Genomic DNA, 26,323 nt, shown 5'->3' on the forward strand with positions numbered 1-26,323 from the left:
GATATGTTCAAAATAAGTTGATCCCGATGAAACATGATGAATTTGAATCAAAGAATAAATCAGACAAGCAATTCCTGAATACTGAAGGTGGTAAAACAAAATCCAATGCGATAGAGATCCCTTCGATTAACTTGCCCAAAGGGGGCGGGGCGATTAAAGGTATCGATGAAAAATTCTCGGTCAATGCCCTGAATGGTACTGCCTCTTTTTCTGTGCCCCTTCCTTTTTCCAGTGCAAGGGGTAATTCACCCGCTTTGAATTTAACGTATAGCTCTGGCGCCGGAAATGGGGTTTTTGGACTCGGCTGGACTATAAACCTGCCTGCGATCAAAAGGAGAACGGATAAGAAACTGCCTCGGTACGATGACCTGGCGGACTCTGATGTCTTCCTTTTCTCTGATGCAGAAGATCTGGTTCCTGTCTTTAAAAAAGACCTGACCGGAGATTTTATGAAAGACCCCGCAGGTCAGTATATCATTGATGAAAAAGACTCCGCAGATCATTTATTCACGGTCCGGTATTACCGTCCCCGCATAGAAGGCTTATTTGCAAGAATAGAGCGCTGGACTGCTAAAACCGGCCCTGAAATTCATTGGAGAGTAACCACAAAAACAAATGTGACTACTTTATTCGGCTGGAGTGTAAATTCAAGAATTGCCGATCCCGGCGATGAAAACAAGATCAGCGAATGGCTGCCTGAATTTGTCTTTGATGATAAAGGGAACTGTATCCGGTACAGTTATAAAAAAGAAGACGAACTGGGTTTTGATCCGCAGCTCATCCAGCATACCAACCGTTTAAAAGCAGGAAAAATAACTTACACAAACTTATACCTGGAAAAGGTTTTATATGGTAATAAAACACCTTATATAGCCTTTGGAGATGCATATCCTGCCGAAACAGATTTTATATTCCAGACCGTTTTCGACTACGGAGAATACGATACCAACGCACCTTATCAGGTTATTCAGGATTGGGATTTCCGTGCCGATGCCTTTTCCGCTTACAAAACGGGTTTCGAGATCAGAACAACCAGGCTTTGTAAAAGAGTGCTGCTGTTCCATTATTTCGAAGAATTGACCGATACCATTTCCGGACAACGCACATTGGTCAAATCTCTGAATTTCGATTACAATACCAGCACAGCACAAGGTTTCACTTTTTTAAATGCCATCACGGCTTTCGGGTATATCAAACAAACCGATGGTACTTATACCAGCCAGTATTTACCGGCGATGGAATTCACTTACCAGGAACATGAGTGGAATAAAGAGATCAAAATACTCTCTCCCGAAGCGCTGGTTCATGCCCCCTCAGGTTTGGATGAACAACAGTATCAGTTTACAGATTTATTCAATGAAGGCCTGTCAGGAATACTGACTGAACAAGGGAACGGCTGGCACTATAAGCGGAACCTTGGAGATGGCAATTTTGAAAATGCACGTCTGGTTGCCCCAAAGCCGTCTTTTAGTGGATTAAATAATCAATTGCAAATTACAGACCTCGATGCAGACGGAGGCCGGCAGGTGGTCAGCTATAACAATCAGCCCAGAGGATATTTTGAATTGAGTGAAGAAGATGAATGGCAGCCATTCCGGTATTTTCAGACGCTGCCTAACATTGATATGAAAGACCCCAATGCCAGGATGCTCGATTTAAATGGAGATGGCAGGCCGGATGTGCTGATTACAGAAGAGCAGGTTTTTACATGGTATGAGTCTTCAGGAAGGGAAGGGTTTAGCTGTATCCATAAAGTATTTAAGCCCTTTGATGAAGAAAGCGGGCCGCATATTCTGTTTGCTGAAGCTGAACAAACCATTTTCCTGGCTGATATGCAGGGTGATGGCTTAACAGATCTTGTGCGTATCCGCAATGGGGAAGTCTGTTACTGGCCAAACTTAGGTTACGGAAAATTTGGTGCAAAGATCACGATGGGCAATGCACCCTTTTTTGATTATCCGGACGCTTTTAACCCTGCTTTAATAAAACTGACAGACATAGACGGGTCTGGTACCACTGACCTTATTTATCTCGGTCAGCAAAGTTTCCGCTGCTGGCTGAACCTGAATGGCAATAGTTTTAGCACAACGCCGGTTACGATAGATCCTTTTCCGGAAATCAGCAACCTGGCTAAAGTCACGGCTATTGATTTATTAGGCAATGGGGTAGCTTGTATTGTCTGGTCAAGCAGCCTGGCTAAAGATGCTGAGGCTCCTTTAAAATACATTGACCTGATGAACAGTAAAAAGCCCAATATCCTTACCAGTTATAAAAATAACCTGGGGAAAGAGGTCACACTGGAATATACACCTTCTACGAAATTTTACCTGGAAGATAAGCTTGCGGGAAGACCATGGGTTACCAAACTGCATTTCCCGGTTCACTGCTTATCCAGAACCGAAACCCGTGACCAGATTTCAGGCTTTTTGCAAATCAGTACCTATGACTACCACCATGGTTATTTCGACCATGCAGAAAAGGAATTCAGAGGATTTGGAAAGGTCGTACAGACCGATACCGAACAATTTCAGGATTGGGTAAAAACGGGGGCGAGCAATATCACCGCTCAGGATTTACATCAGGACCCGGTAAAAACGAATTCCTGGAGCCATACCGGTGCATTTACCGGCAGAGCCAGCATGCTGAACCAGTTTGCCCATGAATACTGGTACGAAGAAATGAGCCGCAACGGTTATTCTGTTACCCAGCACGAACGTATGCTGCCAGAAGCACAGGTTACCCTTGCCCCAAATCTGGATGCTTCAATCCTGCAATATTTGAGCCCTGAGGAATGGCGGCAGGCAGCAAGAGCGTGTAAAGGGATGGCTTTGCGTACCGAAGTATTTGCACTGGACGCACCATTGTCCGGTGCGACTAATGATCAGCTTCAAAAACAATTAACCCCTTATACCGTAAGCACGCACAATTGTAATATTGAATTGCTGCAACCTAAAGGTCAGAACCCTTACGCAGTTTTTATCGTTAAGGAAAGCGAAGGAGTGACCTACAATTATGAACAGGATACCTCAGATCCAAGGATATTGCACAAACTGAGTTTAAGTTTTGACGAATATGGCAATGTACTGGATTCTGCCTCTGTAGTTTACCCAAGGATACTGACAGATTCAACGCTTCCTTTTGATATTCAGCAGCTTCAGCAGCAGTCTCTGCTTACGTATTTAGCCAATCAATATACCAATGATATGATCACCGCTACAGATTACCGTTTGCGGATGCCATCAGAAGCGGCCACCTATGAAATCAAGGGCTTAAGTAAAACAGGGTTTTATTATCAGCCAGCAGATTTTGACCAGGTATTAAATACAGCAACCGAGGTTGCCTATCAGCAAATTGATGCGGCCCCTGCGCCCGGAACTACACAGAAAAGATTAATTGAACAAATCAGGACGATTTACAGAAGTAATAACCTGACTACAGCATTAACGCTGCATACACTCGATTCAAAAGGGTTTTCTTATGAAAATTATCAGCTGGCTTATACGCCCGCATTGGTCACTGATCTATTTGGCACCCGGGTGGATGCAGCCTTAATGCTCGAAGGTAAATTCTGTCACAGTGAAGGAGATGCCAACTGGTGGATCAGGTCAGGGACTTCTGATTATATCACAGGTACAGAAACTCTTCCGGCAGCTCAAAGCCGTTTTTATATGCCCGTTTCCTTTACCGATCCTTATGGTGCAACAACCAAAGTGAAATATGATAGTAATTATATTTTATTTATTCAGGAAATAGAAGACGCTATTGGTAATAAAGCATCAATTGATCAATTCAACTATAGAACACTGAGTCCCGGCAAGTTAAAAGATATTAATGATAATCTTTCTGAGGTGCTCAGCGATGAGCTTGGTTTTGTCAAAGCAGTTGCACTTTATGGAAAAGGTACAGAAGCCGATGATTTGACCGGCCTCCATGCATTTACGACAACCGCAGAAAATACGCTCAAAGCAAACTTTTTTAACTCCGCTGATTCCGTACAACTCGTGCAAAACGGTAAAGACTTATTGCAGCATGCTACCACCTGTTATGTACTGGATTTCCATAGCTACGTGACCAAAGGTAAACCTGCGGTGATTGCTTCCATATCCAGAGAAGAACACTTTCAGAAAAATAACCATTCACCCGTCCAGCTTAGTTTTGAGTATACCAATGGACTGGGGCAGGTGATGCTGAAAAAGACACAAGCAGAACCCGGTCTGGCCAGGCAAGTGGTGGTACAGCCTGATGATTCTTATACGGTGACTACGATAGATACCAGCTCTTTAACACCACCACAACTCCGCTGGATAGGAAACGGCCGGACAGTATTAAACAATAAAGGAAATGCAGTTCAGCAATATGAACCTTATTTCTCTGTCAGCTTTCAATATGAAGATTTGAAGGAACTCATAGAAACAGGAGTGACCTCCACCTTATATTATGACGCGCCGGGCAGGATTATCAAGACTGTACTACCGGATGAAAGTTATTCTAAAGTTGAATATACTTCCTGGAAACAGCTCTCCTGGGATCAGAATGACACTTTATTGGATTCTCCATGGTATTTAAACCGGCATAACGGGCTGATCAATGCAGAACTCATTGCCGATGGCAAAGATCCGGCACTGGAAAAACAAGTCGCCGATCAGGCAGTTAAACATGCCAATACACCTGCTGTACAGCATTTTGATACGATGGGCAGACCAGTATTAGCTATCGCACATAACAAAGACCTGAGTACTGCCGCAGATGTGTTTTCCCAGACGCGGGCCATACTGGATGCAGAAGGAAATCAGCGGGGAGTAATTGATAGCAGAGATAACCTGCTGATGCAGTATAAATATAACATGCTCGGTAATCTCGTTTATCAGGACAGTACCGATGCAGGTAAGCGCTGGCTGATTCAGGATATTACAGGGAAACCTTTAAGGACCTGGGATGAACGGAACCATGAGTTTCAATATTACTATGACATCATGCACCGGTCTGACTATAGTAAGATCCTTGGCGGGGATGGCGCAGTTGCACTGGATAACATCTTTGAGCGGTTTTTTTATGGAGATACTGTTCTTAATGCTAAGGTTAAAAATCTTAAAGGTCAGATAATCAAACGTTATGATACAGGTGGTTTAATAGATACTCCAGCATATGACTTTAAAGGGAAACCTGTTTCAACTAACAGAACACTCTTTAAATATTATAAGCAGGTTGCTAACTGGATTGACGGGAACCTGGTTTCAAACCTGGAAACTGACAGCTATACTTTTACAACCGAACTGGATGCACTGGGCAGGATTTCTAAACAAACTGCGCCCGATGGAAGTGTCATTACACCTGCTTATAATGAAGCCGGGCTGTTAAATTCAGAGACGGTCGCGCATACAGACCCGGTGATCACCACCACTTATATCAAGGATATTGATTACAATGAAAAGGGGCAGCGCAGTAAAATTATTTATGGGAATGACGTCATCACCCGGTTTTACTATGACCGGGAAACCTTCCGGCTCAACCGGCTGGAAAGTAAAAGACAAAATAATGATCCATTACAAGACTGGACTTATAGCTACGATCCGGTAGGAAATGTGGCTTTTATTAAAGACCAGAATATTCCGGTTGTATTTTTTAATAACCAGAAAGTGACCGGGATGTCTGAATATATTTATGATGCTTTATATCAATTGGTGAATGCTAAAGGCCGTGAAAACGATGCCGCGCTGGTTTATACGAATAAAGATAACTGGAATGATATTGCTTTTATGCAGACTGCAAACCCCGGAGATCCGATGGCTGTCCGTAATTATACACAAAGTTATCAGTATGATAAAGTGGGGAATATCCAGCAGGTACAGCACGTGGCTACAGGCAACAGCTGGACGAGGACTTACCAATATGGGACAGGTAATAACAGGCTGAACAGTACAAAAATAGGAGCCAGTACCTATGCGTATACCCATCATCCTGAACACGGCTTTATCCTCGGAATGCCCCACCTGGAAGAAATGGGCTGGAGCTTTAAAGAAGAGCTTATCAAAACTGTCCGTCAGAAAAGACTGGATGGAGGCACTGCCGAAACTACTTATTACCAATATGATGGGCAGGGACAGCGGGTCCGGAAAATTACCGAAAATGAAGCTGATCCTGGAAATACACCTACAGTTAAAGAAGAACGTATTTACAATTCCGGTTATGAGCTTTACCGTAAAGTGACTGGTACAAATGCCGGGCTGGAACGCAGAAGCTTAAGCCTGATTGACCAGGGAAACCGCTTTGTGATGGCCGAAAGCCGGAATGCGATAGACGATGGAACAGAAAAACACCTGGTGCGTTATCAGTTGCATAACCATACCGGTTCTGCGAGTATGGAACTGGATGCTACGGCGCAGCTGATCAGTTATGAAGAATATCATCCTTTTGGAACAACGGCTTACCAGGCAAAAAATGCCACTGTCAAAGCTGCAGCCAAACGTTATCGCTATACCGGGATGGAGCGCGATGAAGAGAGCGGGCTTTCTTATCATAGTTCGCGTTATGAGCTGCCCTGGCTGGGGCGATGGCTGAATGTCGATGCAGCAGGGCTTAAAGACGGGGTGAATTTATATGCTTATACCCGGAATAATCCGATCCGGTATAATGACCAGACCGGTACACAGTCCGATCCTGTGCAAATAAATTTTTGGGAAAGCCGGGTTTACCATACCGAAGTCACTGCGACTTACAGTGCCCGGGGGATTTCTCCTGAACTCAGAGCGACAATGACCGGAGTATACCGGATCTGGACTTCTGATTATACCAGCGAAGTAGATGTCGGGCACATGGGGAAACCTTTTGTTTTACTCAGAGCGGGCGAAAGATCGCCTGTGGGGCCTCAGCTGGCCGGGCCTAATAGAAGTGACGGCGGTGGTGCAGTAAGAGCAATGGCGGCAGCTGTAAGAGGGGCAGGTGGTTTTACCAGAACTGATGATCTTGATTTAACTCCCGCAGGTATCGCTTCCAAAGGGACGAGATACCCGGCTATTGCTTTGCCTCCTGCACTAAGAGATCCAAGGCTCCCGGTGATTGGCAGGCTGACCGCAGCGCCGCCAACACCGCCACCACTGATTACGGTTCCGCCGGCTTCAGGAACTGGCGCTCCGGTAACACCCGTAACGCCACCTGCACCAATGGAACAGTTGTCTTTTGACTTTAATGCCCCGCCAAGACCAGCTGCGCCACCACGGCCTCCGGTAGCACCACCGCGTCCGGTCACACCGCCAAGAGCTGCCACCCCGCCAAGGGCGCCATCTGGCGGAGGCGGAGGCAGAAGTGGAAGAAGCGTTCCGATGGGAGGCGGAGGAGTTGGTACCAGTGTGGTCGGTGCAGTTGGACGTGCAGTTCCATTTGTGGCCGAAGCCGAAGTGGTCTTGACAGGCGCAGCAGGCGCATCCTTAATGACTGCCACTACAGCGCCGCTGGCGGCACCTTTACTGGCCACCGCAGAAGCTCTACCAGTAGTTGCCGGGGTTGCCGTGATTGGGGCAGGAACAGGGCATATTGTCCGGGCTGTGGCTTCTGAAGCCGGAGCAAGCAGGTCAACTGCCGATGGACTGGGTTTAGGTGCAGCGGTATTGACCGGAGCCGCGATCGGATCAGTTATCCCTGGTGTCGGAACTGCTGTAGGAGCCGGAGTAGGCGCATTGGTAGCAGGGGGACTTTACTTATGGTCGCTTTAAGGTTAAAATTGAAAATAAGATAACAGGAATAATATAAAAATTAAACATAAAGGAATTCATCATGGCAATTTTAAACGAGGTAATTAATATTGTATTTGGTAAAATAACTAATCAATCTAATCAGCCCTTAGCCAACCTGCTGGTACAAGCTTATGACCGTGATATGCGATCAGAAGAGTTGCTGGGCGAATGTATAACCGCGCAGGATGGCAGTTATAAAATTAACTGGAAGCATGAGCAGTTAAGCGGGCGGGGTATTAAAGAGGCCGATTTATCGATGAAGGTGGTGAGCAGGGAGAAAAAAACCGTACTCTATGCCGCTACTGTAGCCGAAACCAGGTTTAATGCCTCCCCGTCAGAAGAAATTAATATAGTCATCAAAGGTATTATTGAACCGGAATTCATTGAATACGATTTTTTATATAAAGAAGTATCATTTCTGGCGGATAAAGTGAAGCTTGCCGATTTACAGGAAAATGATAACAACCAGGATATTTCGTTCCTTTCCAGGGAAATGAGTGTGCCGGCTGAAAAAATCACACACCTTGCGATAGCACAGCGGCTTCAGGAGTTATCAAAAATAGACGCGCCTTTCTTTTATGCCCTGCTGCGTAAGAATACCTTATTGAAAAATGACCTGATCAATTCTTTTCAGGCGCGTGTGGCCGTAGACCTGAATACGGAAATTCTGCCTTTACTTTACGATGCTGCTTTAGTTGATCCGAAAACTATCAAAAAGGATGTTGGAGAGGCGGTCAAAGAGAAGCTGATCGCCGGAAAGACGCTGAAAGAATTGGATAGTTATCAGGAAATCCTTCAGCAGTATAAAAAAAGAGGTGAAGATTATTATCAAAATGAATATGCCGGTAAAGTCTTCCTGTTATTGAAAAGTTATGTGCTGGATAGCCGCTTGTCTGAAATCGGGCAGATTTTTAAAGCGAACAGGAACAACCTGAATGGTTTGGTCGATGAGCTGACAGCAAAAAGTTTCTTTGAGAGCAGCAATCAGTCTATTGATGCAAAAACTGCGGTTAAACTGGCTCAGCTGTTAGGCTTGAATATCGAGCTGATAGACCGCGTTAAAAAAGCAGAAAATATTAAGTCCGAAGAAGATGTTAAAAATCTGGCAGCGCTGAATAAAGCGGACTGGCGGGCTATTCTGGTCAAACAACCGGGGGTTAAAGATCAGGGTACTGAAAAACAGATCCTTGATCTGCAAGCTTCGGCTCTTGCCCGGAATTTCGAAAAGCAATATCCGGGAGTTGCTTTTGCGGCACAGGTAGCAAGAGCGACAAAAACACCTTACCGGAACCAGGCAAAAATCCAGGAGTTTTTTAAAACCCAGCCGGATTTTGATTTACAGCAAAGCAATATTGATCTGCATTTCAAACAGCAGAAAATGGCAGATGCACAGAATAATCCGCTCCGTGATGAATTGAAAGCAGTTCAGCGGGTTTTTAAACTCGTGCCGCACTACAGTAAAACGAATGGGCTATTGGCGCAAAACATCCATTCTGCACAAAGTATTACTTTAGCTGGAAAATCACGTTTTGTGAAGGATATAGCTCCTAAAGCAGGAATAGACCCTGTAGAGGCCAAAGCAATTTATAAAAAGGCAGAAACAGTCAATACTGCGGCCATGCTGATGGCTGGCGAACTGCATGATGTGATGAGTGCTAAAGATATCCCGGCTATGGAAATGAAATCGCTGAGCCTGAAAATAGAGGCGGTCAGCAAAGATTTTCCAAACCTGAAGACTTTATTTTATACCGCTGATGTTTGTACCTGTGATGAATGCAGGTCGGTTTATAGCCCTGCGGCCTATATGGTAGAGGTTTTACAGTTTCTGCAAAACAGAATGGTTACCGATCTTACTTTGCCAGCTACTAACCTGTCTGCTAAAGAAGTACTGTTTGAGCGCCGTCCGGATATAGGGGATATTGATCTGGGCTGTGAAAATGCAATGACCCCTGTTCCTTATATTGATTTGGTTTGTGAGTTATTAGAAGAAGCTATTTCGCCAGATCCGGGCATTCCTTATACTGGTGTACTTTCTGATGGGCCGGATCCGCTTAAAGGAAAAATCTCAGCTGCATTGCTCCATACACTATTGTCGGCCAAAACCTCTTTCACTGATCCGGTGACTTCAGTTGTTACCGATACACCTTGCAATTTTCCGGTGACTGATCAGGCGCTTATTTTTAAAACAGAGGGAACGCTTCCTGATCAGCCTTTTTACCTGCGGGATCAAAAAGTAGTTTTTAAAGTTGTGCCATTGGGAGGCATTAAGTACATGATTCACAACTTACGTCAAACATTTTCTCCTGCCGAAGAGCTGGCTTCAACTCCAGCTTATGTTAATGTGAACGCATATAAAACATTGCAAACCAGTTTCTATGCTTTTGAACTTCCTTTTGATCTGAACCTGACTTCGGCCAAAGCCTATTTCTCCCGCTTTGGGGTAGACCGGTCTGAACTGATGAAAGCTTTTCAAAGCGCAGCCAGCCCTTCAGATCTGGCGATTGCCACAGAAATGCTGGGTTTAACCGATGCGGAAAAAGATTTAATTAGTAATGCTGCGACCGGTAAACAGCAGAGTTACTGGAATACCACCGCTGCCAATGCCTCCTCAGAAATGAACAATGTGGATGTGTTCCTGACTAAAACAGGGCTGAGCTTCCAGGAATTAACTGTATTGCTGACACTGGAATTTATAGATCCGGATCAAAAACTATTTGTTCAAAATCTGGATCTGACTTGTGATACCACGAAAAAGATAATTGCTAACCTGGATGATGTTGCTTTAGACCGCATTCACCGTTTCTTAAGATTACAGAAAAAAACAGGGTTGAAATTTGAGTTACTGGATGAAATCATTTCTCAACCGAACCTTGGCGCGGACGATCTTCAGGAAACGTTATTAAAGCTGGCTGAGCTGAACAGTATTTCGGTATTAAGTGGTATTAAGGTGGAAGAACTTGTAGGTTTCTTCGGAGAGATCGCTTATGAAATACGTACACAGGAGAGTCCGCTGCCATTGTTTTACCAGGTCTTTCTGAATAAAGCTAAAAATGGTTTTGCAGATGATCAGTTATTGGCAGATACGATTACAGGTACTGCTTTATTGTCTCTATACAAAGATAGTTTATCAGTTTGTCTGCAATTATCGGGAGATGATTTTGATGCGCTAACACAGTTTACACCCGATGGTTTGTTGAATTTCAAAAATCTGAGTGTGCTGTATTCGATAGCCAGAATGCTGCAAAAATTAAGTTTGAAACGTACTGACTTTGAAGCGATCAATGAATTATCCGGATTGAGTTATGCTACAGATCCGGCTGTCTTACTGCAATTCATTCAGCAGGTTATGGCTTTCAGATCTTATCCTCAGCGTCCTGCGGATCTGCTTTTTATGCTGAAACATGAGGCTACAGACCTGGTGGACCGGGAACTGAAAGAAGACCGGATTATAGCCGTATTGACACAGTTACAAACTGATCTGGGAAAAGTTCTTACAGACAATCAGTCGCTCTATATTGATGGCCTGGAAACTGATGAACAAAGAGAAGCTTTACAAAATCAATTTGCCGGATTAGCCAATGTAGAACAAGATACGGTTAAAACATTGATGGGATTTCTGGATGCGGATTGGGTTTCACCAGCTGCGGCCAAAACATTTGCCGATGATCATCTGGCTTATCTTGATCCGGTTGCAGGTATCAAAAGAGAAGGCTTTGATACTACTGCGATTAAAGCCAGTATAGATGACCTCGCGGCAGCTACAGCAGCTACTTTTCCGGCAGTTCAGAAAACCTTGCTGAAGTCGTTTTTTGATGCAATTTCTGTCTATTTTATAACTGCTGGAAAGCTGACTACTTTAACACAATGCCTGATGCAGACCTTCAAAGCCCCGGAAGATCTTTCGCAGGTGATTTTGAATTACGCCTTGTTGAGACAACCTGCGCCGGGTACAGCCATGCTCAAAGACCTGTTATCAGCTGATAGTTTTATTAATCTGGCAGCTCCGATTACCAGTATAAACGCAGCGGATCAGTTTTCGGCGCTCCGGTTATTGCATAAAATGATCCCGCTGATCAATTCATTTCAGCTGGATGCGCCAACTACGGCGTGGTATTTTGAAAATGCGGCTGATTTAGGATGGTTTGTATGTGACGGAATCCCTTATACAAGTACGCTGAACCCTGTAGACTTCGCTTTATATGCTGATTTTATCGGCATATTGAATCTGGCAAATGCTTTAAGCCCTGTCCCTGATCCTGCGGATGCAGAAAACCCGCTTACCTTTCAGCAGACTATGGAGTTACTGCTGCCCGGTAATACCACGAGTCAGACCCTATGGCTGCAAACGGTGGCTTTACTCACTGGTTATCAATCCTCTGATGTAACAGCTATAGATGCCAGGATGTTTGTTGCCTTTAATCCGGACGCTTATAAATCTTCAAAAACCTGGCAGGCGTTAATCACCAATGCCGAATACCTGCGCACATTAGGGACTACGGTAAGCCAGGTTATTGCTTTTATCAAACCTGTTTTAACTGATGTAGACACCACGCAGCTCAGAATGGCACTTAAAGCCAGGTATGATGAAAATACATGGTCAGATACTTTGAAAGAGATTACTGACGCGATCAGGCCTCAGAAAAGAGATGCACTGGTTGCGTATTTATTAGCCATTAATCCTGATTTAAAGGATGAAAATGACCTTTATGATTATTTTCTGGTTGATGTGGAAATGGAATCTCTGGTTTCTTCTTCGCGGATCGTATTAGCACACAATACGATACAGCTTTTTGTACAACGCTGTTTAATGGGGCTGGAGCCAAAATGTGCGGCAAATCTGGATGATGATCCAAGCTGGGATCAATGGAAGTGGATGAAGAATTACCGGGTTTGGGAAGCAAACCGTAAAATATTCCTGTATCCTGAAAACTGGATGGAAGCAGAATTGCGTGATGACAAGTCGTTTATGTTCGAAGAACTGGAAAGTGAATTGTTACAGGATGAGCTGAACAATGATACAGCCGAAGCAGGGCTGATCAACTATCTGGAAAAATTAGATAACATTGCCTTTTTGGAAATCGTGGCCAGCTGGTATCAGGCCGATATCAAAACTATGCACGTTTTTGGACGTACTAAAGGCGGTGATCCGGCAATTTATTACTACCGCAGGTTCGAGCAGGAGCGCTCCTGGACGCCATGGGAGAAGGTAGAACTTGATATTACTTCAGATCAGCTGCTTGCTTTTATGCGGAATAACCGGCTTTGTCTGGCCTGGCCAATTTTTAGCGATGAGGCCGAAATGAAAGATACGATCTCTGTGCCAGGCGGTTCCGGCGGGGGCACTGTACCGGGCAAGCCGAATAAAAAATCAAAAATACAACTTGCTATCAGTGAGTTTGCCAATAAAAAGTGGCAGCCTAAAAAGATATCCAAAGACGCGATTGAAAATCCGGCCGGCCCCGGAAATTATGCCCTGAATACCGTGTCACAGGATTTATATAACATGATGTATGTGGAAGCTATAGATCAGATCTGGTTTTTCAGTACCAATGACAATGGCGACTCCAATCAGCATAGATTGGATGGTATATTCAATGTGGCAGGTTGTAAAGGTTATCCTGAGCTGGTAAAGGACTTTGATCCTATAGATTTGCCGGATTTTTACCCTGACTTTGACAATACCAAACTGAGTTTGCAGCGTTATAACGAAAGGAGCGAAAATGCACCTGAAGTAGATCACCTGGCCGTGATGAATGCTTTTTCTATGACCGAATTTATGGAATTGCTTGGCGTAACACCCGGAACTTTCCGACTCACTTACCCTGCACAGTTTACTTATATCGATTTTTTAGTCATGTTATTTGAGCTGATCTTCTCCGGAATTAACGGAGGATACAGGGCAGAAAGTGCAGTAGGCAGAAAAGGCAGGTTTAAAGGGGCAATGGGTACTTTGTTGCCGTACTTTATGGAAGATAGTAACCATGCCTATGTGATCGTCCCTGGATTTTATCACCTGTCAAAAGATGAAACCGGGCCTGTTGTTTTACAGCGGACAGTTTCTGATGTGCTGACCCTTATGGAGGAAATCATCGCCCTTGGCAAAAAATACCTGGCTAAATTACAGGCTGTACCTGCACCCGATCCGGTTGAATTAGTCAAAGAACTCAACAAAGATGATGCGTTTCAAAAGATTAAAACAGAGTTTGGTAATTATAAAGGCCTTAAATATGGTGAAGCTTTCAAGAATATGTACCACCCGCTGGTTTGCCCGCTTAAAAAGACCTTATACAAATCGGGAATTCCTGAACTCATGAAACGCGAGACGCAGTTACAGCAGTCTGATTTTAATTTCAAGACAAATTATAAGCCCAATCTGCTTAAGATACCAAGAACTTATTTGCTGGAAACTAATGGGGTCAGGAAACTGACCTTCCCAGTGGAAGATATTGATTTTAGCAGTGATGGCAGCTATAGCGGCTATAACTGGGAGCTGTTTTTCCATATCCCGTTTTTACTGGCCTGTCAGCTTACGCAGAATCAGCAATTTGAAGACGCGATGAGCTGGTTCCATTACATGTTTAATCCGACGGGGGCTCTGGCTGGCAATGCGCCTGAAAAGTATTGGGTAACGAAGCCCTTTTTTCAAACCCACCAGGCAGATTACGCTGCACAGCTGATTGATAACTTGTTATATAAAGTGGCAGAGTTTTCTACTGAAGATGTTTCTAAACTGAATGCTGCGATTTCACAGTGGAGGGACAACCCTTTTCAGCCTTATGTGGTAGCCAGGTTCAGGCCGGTGGCTTATCAGAAAGCACTGCTGATGAAATATATTGAAAACTTAACCGAATGGGGTGATTACCTGTTCCGGCAGGATACGATGGAAGCCATTGCACAGGCTACACAAATGTATATTCTGGCCGATAAGCTGCTTGGGCCTAAGCCAAGGGTGATTAAGCCAGTGATTAAGGCTCCTTATGAAACTTACAATCAGTTACAGGCGAATATAGATGCTTTTGGGAATGCGCTGGTTAATCTGGAGAATATTTTACCTGATTTGTCGGTCTTACCAGAAGGGGGAGCCGAATTACCTCCTGCGCCGGTTACCTTGTCTATGTTATATTTCTGTATCCCTGACAACGATCAGATGGATACTTACTGGGATCAGGTAGCTGACAGGTTGTTTAAAATCCGTAATTCTCAAAATATTGATGGCGTATTCCGCAGCCTGGCTTTATTTGCACCTCCAATTGATCCGGGGATGCTGGTCCGTGCGGCGGCTTCCGGAATGGATATTTCTTCAATTCTTGCGGGGATGAATGCACCAGCACCTTATTACAGGTTTAATGTTTTGACGCAGAAAGCAACAGAACTCGCCCAGGAGGTCAGGGGCCTGGGTAGTTCTTTGCTTCAGGCGTTAGAAAAGAAAGATGCAGAAGCCATGGCTTTATTGAGAAGTGAACTGGAAATCCGTGTTTTAAATGCGGTAAAGGACATGAAAACGCTGCAAATTGATGAAGCTAAGGAACAGATTGATGTTTTGGAGAAAACGAAACTGGTTACCCAGGCGCGTCATGATTACTATATGAATATCAGTTATATCACGCCTAAAGAGCAGTTAAACCTGGATAAACTGAGTGAATCTCATGATTACCAGATGGCTTCCCAGATTTTAGGGGCTACGGCGGGTATCCTGGCTTTAATCCCGGATCTGGATATCGGTGCTTCTGGTTTTGGCGGAAGTCCGCTTGCGGCTGTTAAATGGGGAGGTAGTTTCCTTGCGCATTCTGCAAATGCAGCGGCGGGGGTATTGAATGTATTGAGTTCTGCGGCTTCTTATGAGGCGAACCGGGCAGCGACTGCGGGTAGTTATGACCGCCGTTTTGCGGATTGGAAATTACAGGAAACCCTGGCGGCGAAGGAACTTGATTCTCTGGATAAACAAATTGCTGCGGCCCAGATCAGGCAGGAGATTGCAGAAACCGACTTGCGTAATCATTTGATACAAATTGATAATGCGAAGAAAACGGATGATTTTATGCATCAGAAATATACGAATAAACAGCTTTATGACTGGATGATCGGACAGGTGAGCTCAGTTTATTTCAGTGCTTACAGCCTGGCGCACGATTTCGCTAAAAAAGCAGAGAAGAGTTATCAGTTTGAATTGGGGAATGACGATACATATATTCAGTATGGGTATTGGGATAGCTTGAAGAAAGGGCTTCAAAGTGCTGATAAACTGCTTCATGATCTCAAAAGGATGGAATGTGGTTATCTGGATAAGAATAAACGGGAATATGAGCTGACGAAACATGTTTCGGTTTGTTTGCTGGATCCGCTGGCTTTAGCACAGCTGCGCGCAACAGGGGTATGTGATTTTGATTTGCCCGAAGCTTTGTTTGATCTGGATTATGCAGGACAGTATTTCAGAAGGATTAAGTCTGTGAGTGTGAGTTTGCCTTGTATTGCCGGGCCTCATACTATGGTGAGTGCTAAATTATCGCTCGTTAAAAACAAGTACCGTAAAAATATGAACCAGAATAACCTGGCAGGGACGGGGTATACAGAAGATCCGGCTGGGAATGACGACCGTTTTGTTTTCAATATTGGTGCAATTCAGTCTATTGCAGCTAGTAGTGCGCAAAATGATAGTGGTATCTTTGAATTGAATTTCAAAGATGAAAGGTATCTGCCTTTTGAAGGTACGGGGGCGATCAGCAGCTGGCGGCTGGAATTACCGGGAACAATCCGGCAGTTTGATTATACCACGATTACGGATGTTGTTTTACATGTAAAATATACAGCCAGAGAGGGTGGATCGGTACTTAAAGGTTTAGCAGAGACAAGTTTGAAGGATCGTTTAAATGCGATCAGTCAGACGCTGAATGAAACCGGGTTACATTTAGGTATTAATGTCAAACAGGAAATGCCTGATGTCTGGAACCTGCTGCTTAAAAATGCTTCAACTCCGGTCACGATCGCAAAATTCAAATTGCCCTATTTTGTTCAGCCCTTAACGGCAGCGATCAGCAAGGTCATTTTTGTGGCCAGGGTAAAGGGCGATCCGGGCACTTATACGCTGAAGATAGGTGGGGCTGACCTGAATTTCTCTAAATCTTCTAATTTGCTGAAAGCAGAAAGTGCTGTTATTCAGTTGGACACTGAGTTTATCTTGTCTGGAGATGCAGCTCAGCTGGCTAAACTGGAAGAATTGGTTATGGTGGTGAAATATGGGATTTAGATAGGGTTTTTGCAGGGGTACTATGCCAGAACCCCTGTACAATTAGTCCTGAAATACACTTTTTTCTTTTCCGGACATGCTTGAAAAACTGTAGTTTTGAGCATGCTTATTTTTCTGACTTTCCTGAATTCACTGATCCTGATCATTTTGTCATTGCTCCATATCTATTGGGCATTTGGCGGGCTTTGGGGAAAAGATCTGGCTGTACCAACAAATCGGTCGGGTCAGAAATTATTTATGCCCAGCGTTCTTTCTACACTGACTGTGGCCGTCGGGTTGCTGATTTTTGCACTATGTAATCTCAGTATTCAATTTTCAGCTGTTTTGCCGCTAAACCCACTATTTCTGAAATATGGAATTCTTGTGATCGGACTCATCTTTCTGCTACGTGCAATTGGTGATTTTAATTATGTTGGCTTGATGAAAAAGTACAAAACATCCGATTTCGCCAGGCAGGACAGGTTATTTTACACGCCTTTGTGTTTAACGCTTTTTGCTGCTCATTTACTGATCTTTATAGGGTTTTAACGGGATAAAATCTCGTTCTGCTGAAAAGGAAACCAGATTTGTCTACCTTTACAGCATTCTTAAATCGTATTTGAGAATGAAATATTAATTTGCTGATATGCGTCAAAAAGTGTTTTTATTCGGGCTGATTCTTATGGGACTGACCACCTGTTCTATTACGGGCTGTAAAGAAAAAAAATCTACGGCAAGTTCTGCTTTTTATTACTGGAAAACCACTTTTTTATTGGATAAATCTCAGGCTGCACTTTTAAAGGATGGAGCTGGTAATCAATTATATCTTCGTTTATTTGATGTGATCTGGGATGAACAGAAAAATGATGTCCGGCCCAATGCTGTAATCAATATTAACCAGGATGTGAGTCAATTCCATATTGTCCCGGTTATTTATATCACCAATAAGACCTTTGAAAAACTAACTGCTGATCAAATAGAGCCACTGGCCGAAAAAGTCAATAAGTTAATCAATGAGATTACCACACAAAATAAAGTGTCCTATCAAAGTGTTCAGATAGATTGTGACTGGACTACGGGGACTAAAAATCGTTATTTTGCTTTTCTTAAGGCTTTTAAAGCGGCTAATAAAAAACAGCTGGAAGCAACGATACGCCTGCATCAGATCAAATATGCAGACCGTACAGGTGTACCACCCGTTGATAAAGGCTTATTAATGTTTTATAATATGGGCAAGATTTCAGCTCAGCTGAAACAGCGTAATTCCATTTACAATGCAACGGATGCCTCAAAGTATATCAGCTATCTGCCTACTTATCAATTGCCTTTAGATATTGCGCTGCCTTTGTTCTCCTGGACAATACAAATCAGAGAAGGGAAGATCATTCAGCTTTATGGTAAGATAGGTCAAAAAGAATTGTCAGACCGCAATAACTTTCAGCAAACAGCTCAATCAAATGTTTATAAAGCGAACAAAAGCTTTTATCTGTCAGGTCTTTATATCAAAGAAAATGATTTGTTTAAACTTGAGGATGTAAATTCCAGGTTATTAAATCTGGCAGCGAAACAACTCTCCAGACACCTTGCACATCTTGAAAATAGAAATATAATATACTATGAATTATCAACCGTCGCTGCTTCAGCGCTTGAAGCAAAAGATATCAAAGAAGTTTCTGCTCATTTTTAGCGTCTGCTCCATTGCGGTAGCAGGTGTTGTAGTCGCCTGTGGTGATGGGGGCTATTATGATGATTTTGAGAGTTCCAGCTTTGCACCTGAAGCTTTTGTAAGCAGTACTTATTCTCCTTTTTTCTTTACCAGTGAAATCACATACTATAATGGATATAATCTGGATAACAGCAATACCCGCTATAATCAGCTGGTTGTGACCGAATGGAATTCCTGGTTTGAGAATAAGGTAGATACTTCCGCATTGAAAACACTGCTTATCAAAGCCAGTTCCGGAAATATTGATTCTGTTGCCCGTTATTATAAAGGCAAGCTGGATGTATTGCCAGCAGGAATGCCTGATCTGAAAAATACAAAAGCGAATAAAAAGAAAGTAAATGCTTTTCTTGACTATCTACTTTTAGCTAAAGAGTGCGAGGTTTATGCAGTTGGGGATGGTGATTACTGGTCTTATGAAAAAACTCCTGTCAAAGAGGTACCTGTAGTTTTGGAGAATACTTTATTGAAAGCTGTTGCTGAAGCAAAAGATCCTTTTATCAAAGAACGTTTATGGTTCCAGATGGTGCGTTATTACTATTTCAAGCAGAAACAACATGCAGCTGATGTGCCAAAGGTTGATGTACCCTTACCAGCCTATTTTGCTAAAGAGGAAGCTACTTTTCCAAAAAACATGATGTATTACCGTGCATTGGGGTATCTGGCGGGTTATTATTACCAAAAGGGAGACTTTGCACAGGCAAACTATCTGTACAGCTTATGTTATAATTACTCTTTTGAAATGAAAATCCCTAGCAGATGGAGTTTTCATCCTCAGAATGAGACAGACTGGAAACAGACTTTAAACCTGGCCAGAAATGGAGACGAGAAAGTCACTTTATGGCAGATGTTAGGAAGCAGCAGGGATGAAGCCCGTGCGATTAAGGAAATTTATGCGATTGATCCTAAATCTGAGAAACTTGATCTCTTATTGAGCAGACTGGTTAATATCAGAGAGTCACAAGGGCAATCATGGAAAGATACGAGTAAAATTGATCCGGTAACACGTCTGGCAATATCAAATGAGCGGGCTTTGGTCAGCAATATTGCCAATGAAGAGAAGACCTCAAAACCTTATTACTGGAACCTGGCTGCGGGTTATCTGAATTCACTTTCGGGTAATTATGCAATGGCCAAAACATTTTACACCAAAGGAAGAAAGCAGTTACCTGTCAATGATACTTTGGTTATGGCACAATATAAAGTGCTGAACTGGCTGCTTTATTTGAAAACGCTGAAACATATTGATGCAAAGGCTGAAGCGGAGATGGTTGAGCCTTTAAACTGGCTGAATAGCTTAAGCAAGAATAAAAAATCTATTGCTAATCTGCGTTATAACAGTGCGATTGCCCAAAGTATGATTTTGTTATCTGCACAATATAAAAAACAGGGAAATGTATTAAAAGCATACTTTTTTGCTCCTGAAATGGCGTTCTATAATAGCAATGAAAGGATAGAAGCGGCAAAAGCATTGCTTAATAAAAAAGATAAAACTCCTTTTGAACTGGCTATGCTGAATTATTATTCGATCAATGTCGGGCAGCTGAGCTATTTACAGGCTATGTTATTGGTTTATCAGGAGAAATTGGACGAAGCTATTGTGTTGATGAAACAGGCAGATACGGTCAATAGAACTGAGCTGATGGCTAATCCTTTCAATATCAAGATTCAGGATTGTCATGATTGCGATCATGAGGCCGACAAGGGTAAAAAACATTTTACAGTGCTGGGCTTTATTGAAGCTTTAAAAACAATTAAAGGGGATCTGGCTGCGGGTAAAGAAGTATCCAGAAATGCAGCCCTGCTAGGTAATGCTTATTATAATATTACGCATTATGGGAATGCTCGGGTATTTTACTATTCAGCAAGCGTAACTGAGAGCTATGGAGATTCTCCTTATAGTATTCCGGTACCTTATAGAAAGATAGTTACTGATAGTAAAGTCGCAGAGAAGTATTATCTGCTGGCGCGCGCCAATGCAAAAACTAAAGAGTTAAAAGCGAAGTACACTTATATGGCAGCTAAATGTGAACGGAATGAGATTTACAACGTGCAATACAATAGTCCAGGTAATGACCGGAAGTATTATGGGGGCTTTGATTTTAGTAAAATACCTACTGGTAAATATTTTGCGGAGTTGAAAGCACAGTACAGCCAGACCAAATATTATCAGGAAGTATTAAATGAGTGTGGTTATTTTAAAGCTTACATCAATAAGAAACCTTAATTGAATAGTTATTCAACTTTTAAGAAGGAGCGGCATTTGTAGCCGCTCCTTTTTTTATGGGATCATACCCGGCTTATTTGGAATGATATTTAGCGTTGCGCTCATCGCTGATTTGTCCTTTCCAGTTCATTCCATAACCAAAATCATAAACATGTCCCTGCGCGTCTGTATGGCAGGTCATATCGAAAGGGACGTCTTCATATTGCTGCTCTACTGTTAGCATGTTAGCTGGCATCTGAACGGGCAATAAGCCTGAAGGTTCTGCTGCTCCTGAAATAATATCCATTACAGCTTGTCCGGAAACGCCAAAGTGTAAGACAATTCCTTCCACCTGCTGCTCAAATTCATTAAATATCATGGGTTTGGAGGCGTTAACAACTACAATCACTGGTTTGTCTTTCATCGCTGCTTTTGTATCCAGGATCGTTCTCAAATCCATCGTATTATAGGCGGTAACGGTTTTATTAATATAAGAGCGATTGCTAATGGAAGGATCTATAACCGGATCTCCCGCAGCCATACTTTGTACTCTGGCTGTAGAAGCAGTGTAAGCGTTATATTGTAAAGTGATTGGGACATAACCATTGCCTCCGGCTTTTCTGTCCTTCAAATCATACCCGCCCACCGCACTGTAAGGACTGGATACAAAAACAATAGAAAAATCGGCCTGGGCAGGGTCTTCTGTTACGTTATAATATTTTTTGATCAGATTGATATCTACCGGGTAATCAAATTTTGGAGCGGATAAGTTTCCCCACCAGTCTTTGGAAGCTGGATAATAGATTCTTGGCACAAATACGGTTTTGTTCTTTGCCACAGGCAGGATGGAAGACTTGTTTTTAAGCAAGACTACAGACTTCAGCTGCGCCTGGAATCCTGCTTTCATAAATTCAGTATTGCCTACAATCTGTTTGCTTTCCTGAGGATCAAGGTAAGGGTTTTCAAAAAGCCCCACTCTGAAAATGTTTTTCAATAAACGGATTGCTGAAGTTTCAAAGCGGGCACGCATAAATTTTGCTCCATATTCTTTGATACCCATTTGATAAGCGGCCATGATCGGTTTGATTTCATTGTTCCCGCCAAACTGATCTACGCCTGCCATAATCACTTTATAATGTCTTTCATTAATGGTTAATGCCTCAGCACCCCAGGGCTTACCTGCAAAAATATCGGGTGTAGCACCTTCATTGCCCGTAATGAGCCAGTCTGTACAGACCACGCCATCATAATTGTATTTCTTTCTGAGCAGGTCTGTAATCATGTATTTGCTATACCCGTTGGCAACATTCTGACCAGAGGGATCTTGTCCGCTGGTAATGGTATAATAAGGCATTACTGCTGCCGCTTCTTTGGTTTTGCCATCCAGTTTAAAAGCCCCGTTGATGAAAGGGCTCAGATGCTGTTCAAAATTCTTTCCGGGATAAACGGTAAATTTTCCATAAGCCCAGTGTCCGTCGCGGCCACCTTCTTCAGCGCCTCCGCCGGGCCAGTGTTTAACCATGGCGTTGACACTTTGATAACCCCAGCCATCTTTGATTTCATCTTTTCCGGAAGAAGTTTGAAAACCGTCAATATAAGCACGCGCCATATCCGCAGCTAATAACGGGCTTTCCCCAAAAGTCATGGCGATGCGGTACCAGCGGGGTTCTGTCCCTAAGTCGATTTGCGGGGAAAGTGCTGTGGAAATACCTAATGCCCGGTATTCCCGGGCGGCGATGTGTCCAAATTCCTTCACGATGGCCGGATCAAATGTTGCCGCCATGCCCAATCCATCAGGCCACATGGAAATGGTACCTCCGGCGCCTGCGTTAAATTCACTGTTTATAGTTGCCGTATGACGGGGATCGGTACTGGTATTTCCCGGAATGCCAAGCCCTATACCTTCTACAAAAGCCTGCATGTTGTTGTTCCATGCTGCGGCTACTTCAGGGCTCTGTACTTTGGTAATCAGGATATGCCGCAGGTTATCTTCTTTCAGGAATTTCTTTTGGTTATCACTCAGGTCTTCTGCTTTAGCCTTGCTTTTACTGAAAGCCATTCCACTATAGGTTGCTGCACCAAAGCCAGCATCAGCACCAGGGAGCATTTGGTGGCCGCTATAAAGCATCAAGCCTGAGATTTGCGCAATGGTCATTTGCTGCGCCAGATCTTTGGCCCGCAGATCGGCAGATAATCTCCAGTCTTCGTATTTATCCAGCTTCCCGTTTTTATTCAGATCCTTAAATTTAAGCCCGTCAACGGTTAGTATTTTTACACCCGACGCCGGATTATAACCTAATATAATTCCGTTCGGATTAGTGATCAATTTATAGTTTTTTCCTTCCTGGGCGTAGGTAACCTGGAGGCAGGAGAAAACCAGAAGCGTTAATATTTCCTTTTTCATACAGTTTAATTTGGTTTGTTTTACGGTTGTTTTGTTGTTGATGTGGTTTATTATCAGTGATATAAGGTGATATCTGGTGTTTCTTATATCTTTATGCTTCGGTATGAAGCAATGGTAAACTTTATTTTCTGTTTTTCCAAATCCATATTTAATCCGGGTATACTATTGCTATAAAAACCCTGCATCATTTTATCTCTCCAATGCAATTATTTGATAATAATTTGTATTTATGTAGGTGACTACGTACTTTTACACTTATATAGTAGACAGATGGAAACACAATTTGAAATTACCACTTCAACAGTTGCAGAGACTGAACAAATCATTGACTTAATTCTTACTATTCAGCAGCAAGAATTCAATATTCCGATTACTGCGGCAGATCAGCCGGACCTGAACGAGATAGATCAATTTTACAAAGCACCAGGGGGAGAATTCTGGATTGCGAAACATCAGGATCAGGTGATCGGTTCTATTGCCTTAATTAATATAGGTGAGGGGATCGGGGTTATCCGTAAAATGTTCGTCCACAAAGATTACAGAGGTAAAGAGAAAGGGATTGCGCAAAAGCTGCTGGTTACCCTGATTGCTTATGCCAGAACAAAAGGAATTGAAGCAATTTACCTCGGCACTGTCCAGAAATTACAGGCAGCGATCCGGTTTTATGAGCGGAATGGTTTTGTACCAATCGAAAAAGCGAACTTGCCGGCGAGTATGCCTTTAATGAAACTGGATACTCATTTTTTTGTTTTACAGATGAATGATGACAAATAAAGAAACTGCTAATTTAATCGATGAGTCTGGTATACTAGCCATTTCAACACGTTTACAACGCTTAAGTGAACAGTTCCGTAAGGATGGGTTATTGTTGTACAAAGCTTTTGGGATAGAGTTCGAACCAAAATGGTTTCCCGTAATTTATACGCTGCAATTCAAATCTCCTTTGAGTATCCTGGAGCTTGCGTCCGAAATTGGCTATGCACATCCTTCGACAATCAGTTTGCTGAAAGAGCTGGAACAGCAAAAGCTGATCAGCTCTTTGCGGGATAAAACTGATGAACGAAAACGGCTGATTGTCCTGACAGGAAAGGCCTGGGAACTGATTGAGCAGATGAAACCAGTATGGGAAGTGATGGTCAAAGTATTATCAGAAATTACTGAGAATGAAAATAGCTTGCTGAAGGCGCTGAATGAATCTGAAGCACAACTTCGTAAGAAAGGGTTTTTAGAAAGGGCATTGGTTCTGGTAGACCAGCTAAAAAAAGAGGAGGCCGGGGCTGATGTCGTGCCTCTTGAAATGGAGGTTCAGTTAGTGGAAACTACGGAAGGATTGAAAACTTCTGGTGCTATATTGAAGTCCGTTTTAAGGGAAACGGATGCAGATCAGTTGTTTGCGGTGACTATAGCTGATCAATCTTCACACTTCCTGGCTACTGTACACGATTTGCCCGCAGGAACATGCAGTTACCACAAAACTAAATCAGGGAACAAAATCGAAGGACTGGCTATATTGGAGCAGTACAGGGGAATGGGAGTAGGGAAAGCGTTAATTCAAGCGATTACTGCTTCACAAAATGAAGTTTTTTATGTGCATTCACCAATTTCTTTGGTGAGCTGGTTTGAAAAAACAGGTTTTTTGAAAAAAGGCAAACAGCTCGAGGAATCCGGTAATCTTTATTACAAAATGATTTTTAATACTTAAAAAGGTCAGGAATCTTTATAATTACTTATTTCTATTAAATTCAGATCAGGATCATTAATGTAAACGGATATAATAATTCCGTTTGCTCCTGATTTTTCAACCGGGCCTTCCAGAATCCGGATGTTTTTATCTTGAAGATGGGCAATGACTTTTGCGGTCGTCCAGTTACTGATCAGGCAAATATCTGCTGAGCCTACACCTGCTTTATTCCTGGTTTCCTGTCCCAAAAGTTGGAGATTTATCTTTTGGTTACCAAACTTCATTGCTCTTCTGCCGTTGCTAAAGGTTATCGGAGTCATCAGGAGAATGGATTCATAAAAGTTGACTGATCGCTCAATATCAGTTACAGTAATTACGATATGATCAAAATGGCTTATCATTTCTGTGTGTTTATAATGGATTTCTTATTTAACGGGCAATTTATGTAAGAATTGTCAGAAGAAAGCTTGAAATATATTTATGATTTCATTACCCCTGTTTGTTTTACTAAGTGTCAATAGGTTAGATGATTATATAAACAACTAAACCTAAAACCCCAAAAAACCTATGAAAAACATGTATTTTATTGCACTCCTTGCGATGCTGGCCATTTCTTGTAAAAAAGATCAGGCTATTGCTGAAAATTCAGGACAGCAAACGGATAAAAAATCGGTTGCTGCCGTGAGTACTATTGTTTTTAGTGGCCTGACCTGGAATGTCAAAGATGTAGGCAATACCACAGTCGGCCCTGGCCCTAATTACTGGTCAGGAAGCAGCGTCTGGGTAGACGCACAGGGATTCCTTCATTTAAAACTGAAGAAAGATCCGGTAACCGGCAGATGGAACTGTGCGGAAATTTATTCACAACAGAACTTTGGTTACGGTTCTTATATCTGGCAAATTGAAGGCCGTCCTGATCAGTTAGATCCAAATATAGTACTCGGTTTGTTCAATTATAAAGCCGGTGATGACGGGCATCACGAAGTAGATATTGAATTTGCAAGATGGGGAAATAGTCAGTGGCCTAATTTCAATTACACCGTATATCCTGCCTATGGAAATCCGGAGACAAGGGATTCCAAAACTTATGAACTGGCTTTAAATGGTACTTATAGTACTTATAAGTTTACACGTACCAGTCAGCAGGTTGCTTATAAAAGTTATCATGGACATACGCAAAATGAAGCAAATGCTTTTTATGCCTATAATACGCCTGCTGGTTTCCCGGTAAGTACAGAAGCGCTGCCAGTACATATGAATTTATGGTTGTTTAGTGGTCATGCTCCCATAAATGGACAGGAAGTAGAAATTATTATCCACTCCTTTAAATTTACGCCTCAATAATTATTAATTAGG

Annotated in this window: 10 protein-coding genes; 8 read left to right on the plus strand and 2 right to left on the minus strand. The window is 42.8% G+C overall.

What is annotated here, in order from left to right:
• Positions 1 to 26: 26 nt before the first annotated feature.
• The 5 genes from HDE70_RS06070 (at position 27) to HDE70_RS06090 (ending at position 20,903) form a co-directional block, all read left to right on the plus strand.
• Positions 27 to 7,709, plus strand: coding sequence for a SpvB/TcaC N-terminal domain-containing protein (locus HDE70_RS06070; RefSeq protein ID WP_183888739.1), 7,683 nt, complete (start codon positions 27 to 29; stop codon positions 7,707 to 7,709).
• A gap of 61 nt (positions 7,710 to 7,770) precedes the next feature.
• Positions 7,771 to 16,974, plus strand: coding sequence for a neuraminidase-like domain-containing protein (locus HDE70_RS06075; RefSeq protein ID WP_183888741.1), 9,204 nt, complete (start codon positions 7,771 to 7,773; stop codon positions 16,972 to 16,974).
• Positions 16,975 to 17,076: 102 nt separating this feature from the next.
• Positions 17,077 to 17,502 carry a DUF3995 domain-containing protein gene (locus tag HDE70_RS06080; protein WP_260160513.1) on the plus strand — a complete coding sequence of 142 codons (426 nt, stop codon included), beginning with the start codon at positions 17,077 to 17,079 and terminating at the stop codon, positions 17,500 to 17,502.
• Between the two features lie 97 nt (positions 17,503 to 17,599).
• Complete coding sequence (locus HDE70_RS06085; protein ID WP_260159963.1) at positions 17,600 to 18,640, plus strand: hypothetical protein; 1,041 nt, start codon at positions 17,600 to 17,602, stop codon at positions 18,638 to 18,640.
• Positions 18,570 to 20,903, plus strand: a complete 2,334-nt coding sequence (locus tag HDE70_RS06090; RefSeq protein ID WP_183888745.1) for a hypothetical protein — start codon at positions 18,570 to 18,572, stop codon at positions 20,901 to 20,903. The genes HDE70_RS06085 and HDE70_RS06090 overlap by 71 nt, the downstream gene beginning before the upstream one ends.
• A 73-nt stretch (positions 20,904 to 20,976) precedes the next feature.
• Here HDE70_RS06090 and HDE70_RS06095 read toward each other — a convergent pair whose 3' ends face one another.
• Entirely contained in the window at positions 20,977 to 23,286 is a 2,310-nt protein-coding gene (locus HDE70_RS06095) for a glycoside hydrolase family 3 protein (RefSeq protein ID WP_183888747.1), read from the minus strand.
• Between the two features lie 270 nt (positions 23,287 to 23,556).
• On the opposite strand from HDE70_RS06095, the gene HDE70_RS06100 reads away from it, so the two are divergent.
• Together HDE70_RS06100 and HDE70_RS06105 are read left to right on the plus strand one after the other, a co-directional pair.
• A complete protein-coding gene (locus HDE70_RS06100) occupies positions 23,557 to 24,060 on the plus strand; it encodes a GNAT family N-acetyltransferase (RefSeq protein WP_183888749.1) in 504 nt (167 codons plus the stop codon).
• Positions 24,047 to 24,988 (plus strand): bifunctional helix-turn-helix transcriptional regulator/GNAT family N-acetyltransferase, encoded by a 942-nt coding sequence (locus HDE70_RS06105; protein ID WP_183888751.1) that lies wholly within the window; start codon positions 24,047 to 24,049, stop codon positions 24,986 to 24,988. Before HDE70_RS06100 ends, HDE70_RS06105 begins: the two co-directional genes overlap by 14 nt.
• Before the next feature lie 5 nt (positions 24,989 to 24,993).
• Here HDE70_RS06105 and HDE70_RS06110 read toward each other — a convergent pair whose 3' ends face one another.
• Complete coding sequence (locus tag HDE70_RS06110; RefSeq protein WP_183869120.1) at positions 24,994 to 25,368, minus strand: VOC family protein; 375 nt, start codon at positions 25,366 to 25,368, stop codon at positions 24,994 to 24,996.
• 166 nt (positions 25,369 to 25,534) lie between these two features.
• Between HDE70_RS06110 and HDE70_RS06115 the strand changes: the two genes are divergently transcribed.
• Positions 25,535 to 26,311 carry a glycoside hydrolase family 16 protein gene (locus HDE70_RS06115; protein ID WP_183888753.1) on the plus strand — a complete coding sequence of 259 codons (777 nt, stop codon included), beginning with the start codon at positions 25,535 to 25,537 and terminating at the stop codon, positions 26,309 to 26,311.
• The last annotated feature ends 12 nt before the right edge of the window (positions 26,312 to 26,323 follow it).

Origin of the sequence: Pedobacter cryoconitis, assembly GCF_014200595.1 — a bacterium.
Classification (GTDB): domain Bacteria; phylum Bacteroidota; class Bacteroidia; order Sphingobacteriales; family Sphingobacteriaceae; genus Pedobacter; species Pedobacter cryoconitis_C.

Bases quoted from the DNA above. Each gene is read 5' to 3' on its own strand.
- HDE70_RS06070 (WP_183888739.1), top strand. From the start codon at position 27: ATGAAACATGATGAATTTGAATCAAAGAATAAATCAGACAAGCAATTC.
- HDE70_RS06075 (WP_183888741.1), top strand. From the start codon at position 7,771: ATGGCAATTTTAAACGAGGTAATTAATATTGTATTTGGTAAAATAACT.
- HDE70_RS06080 (WP_260160513.1), top strand. From the start codon at position 17,077: ATGCTTATTTTTCTGACTTTCCTGAATTCACTGATCCTGATCATTTTG.
- HDE70_RS06085 (WP_260159963.1), top strand. From the start codon at position 17,600: ATGCGTCAAAAAGTGTTTTTATTCGGGCTGATTCTTATGGGACTGACC.
- HDE70_RS06090 (WP_183888745.1), top strand. From the start codon at position 18,570: ATGAATTATCAACCGTCGCTGCTTCAGCGCTTGAAGCAAAAGATATCA.
- HDE70_RS06095 (WP_183888747.1), bottom strand. From the start codon at position 23,286: ATGAAAAAGGAAATATTAACGCTTCTGGTTTTCTCCTGCCTCCAGGTT.
- HDE70_RS06100 (WP_183888749.1), top strand. From the start codon at position 23,557: ATGGAAACACAATTTGAAATTACCACTTCAACAGTTGCAGAGACTGAA.
- HDE70_RS06105 (WP_183888751.1), top strand. From the start codon at position 24,047: ATGATGACAAATAAAGAAACTGCTAATTTAATCGATGAGTCTGGTATA.
- HDE70_RS06110 (WP_183869120.1), bottom strand. From the start codon at position 25,368: ATGATAAGCCATTTTGATCATATCGTAATTACTGTAACTGATATTGAG.
- HDE70_RS06115 (WP_183888753.1), top strand. From the start codon at position 25,535: ATGAAAAACATGTATTTTATTGCACTCCTTGCGATGCTGGCCATTTCT.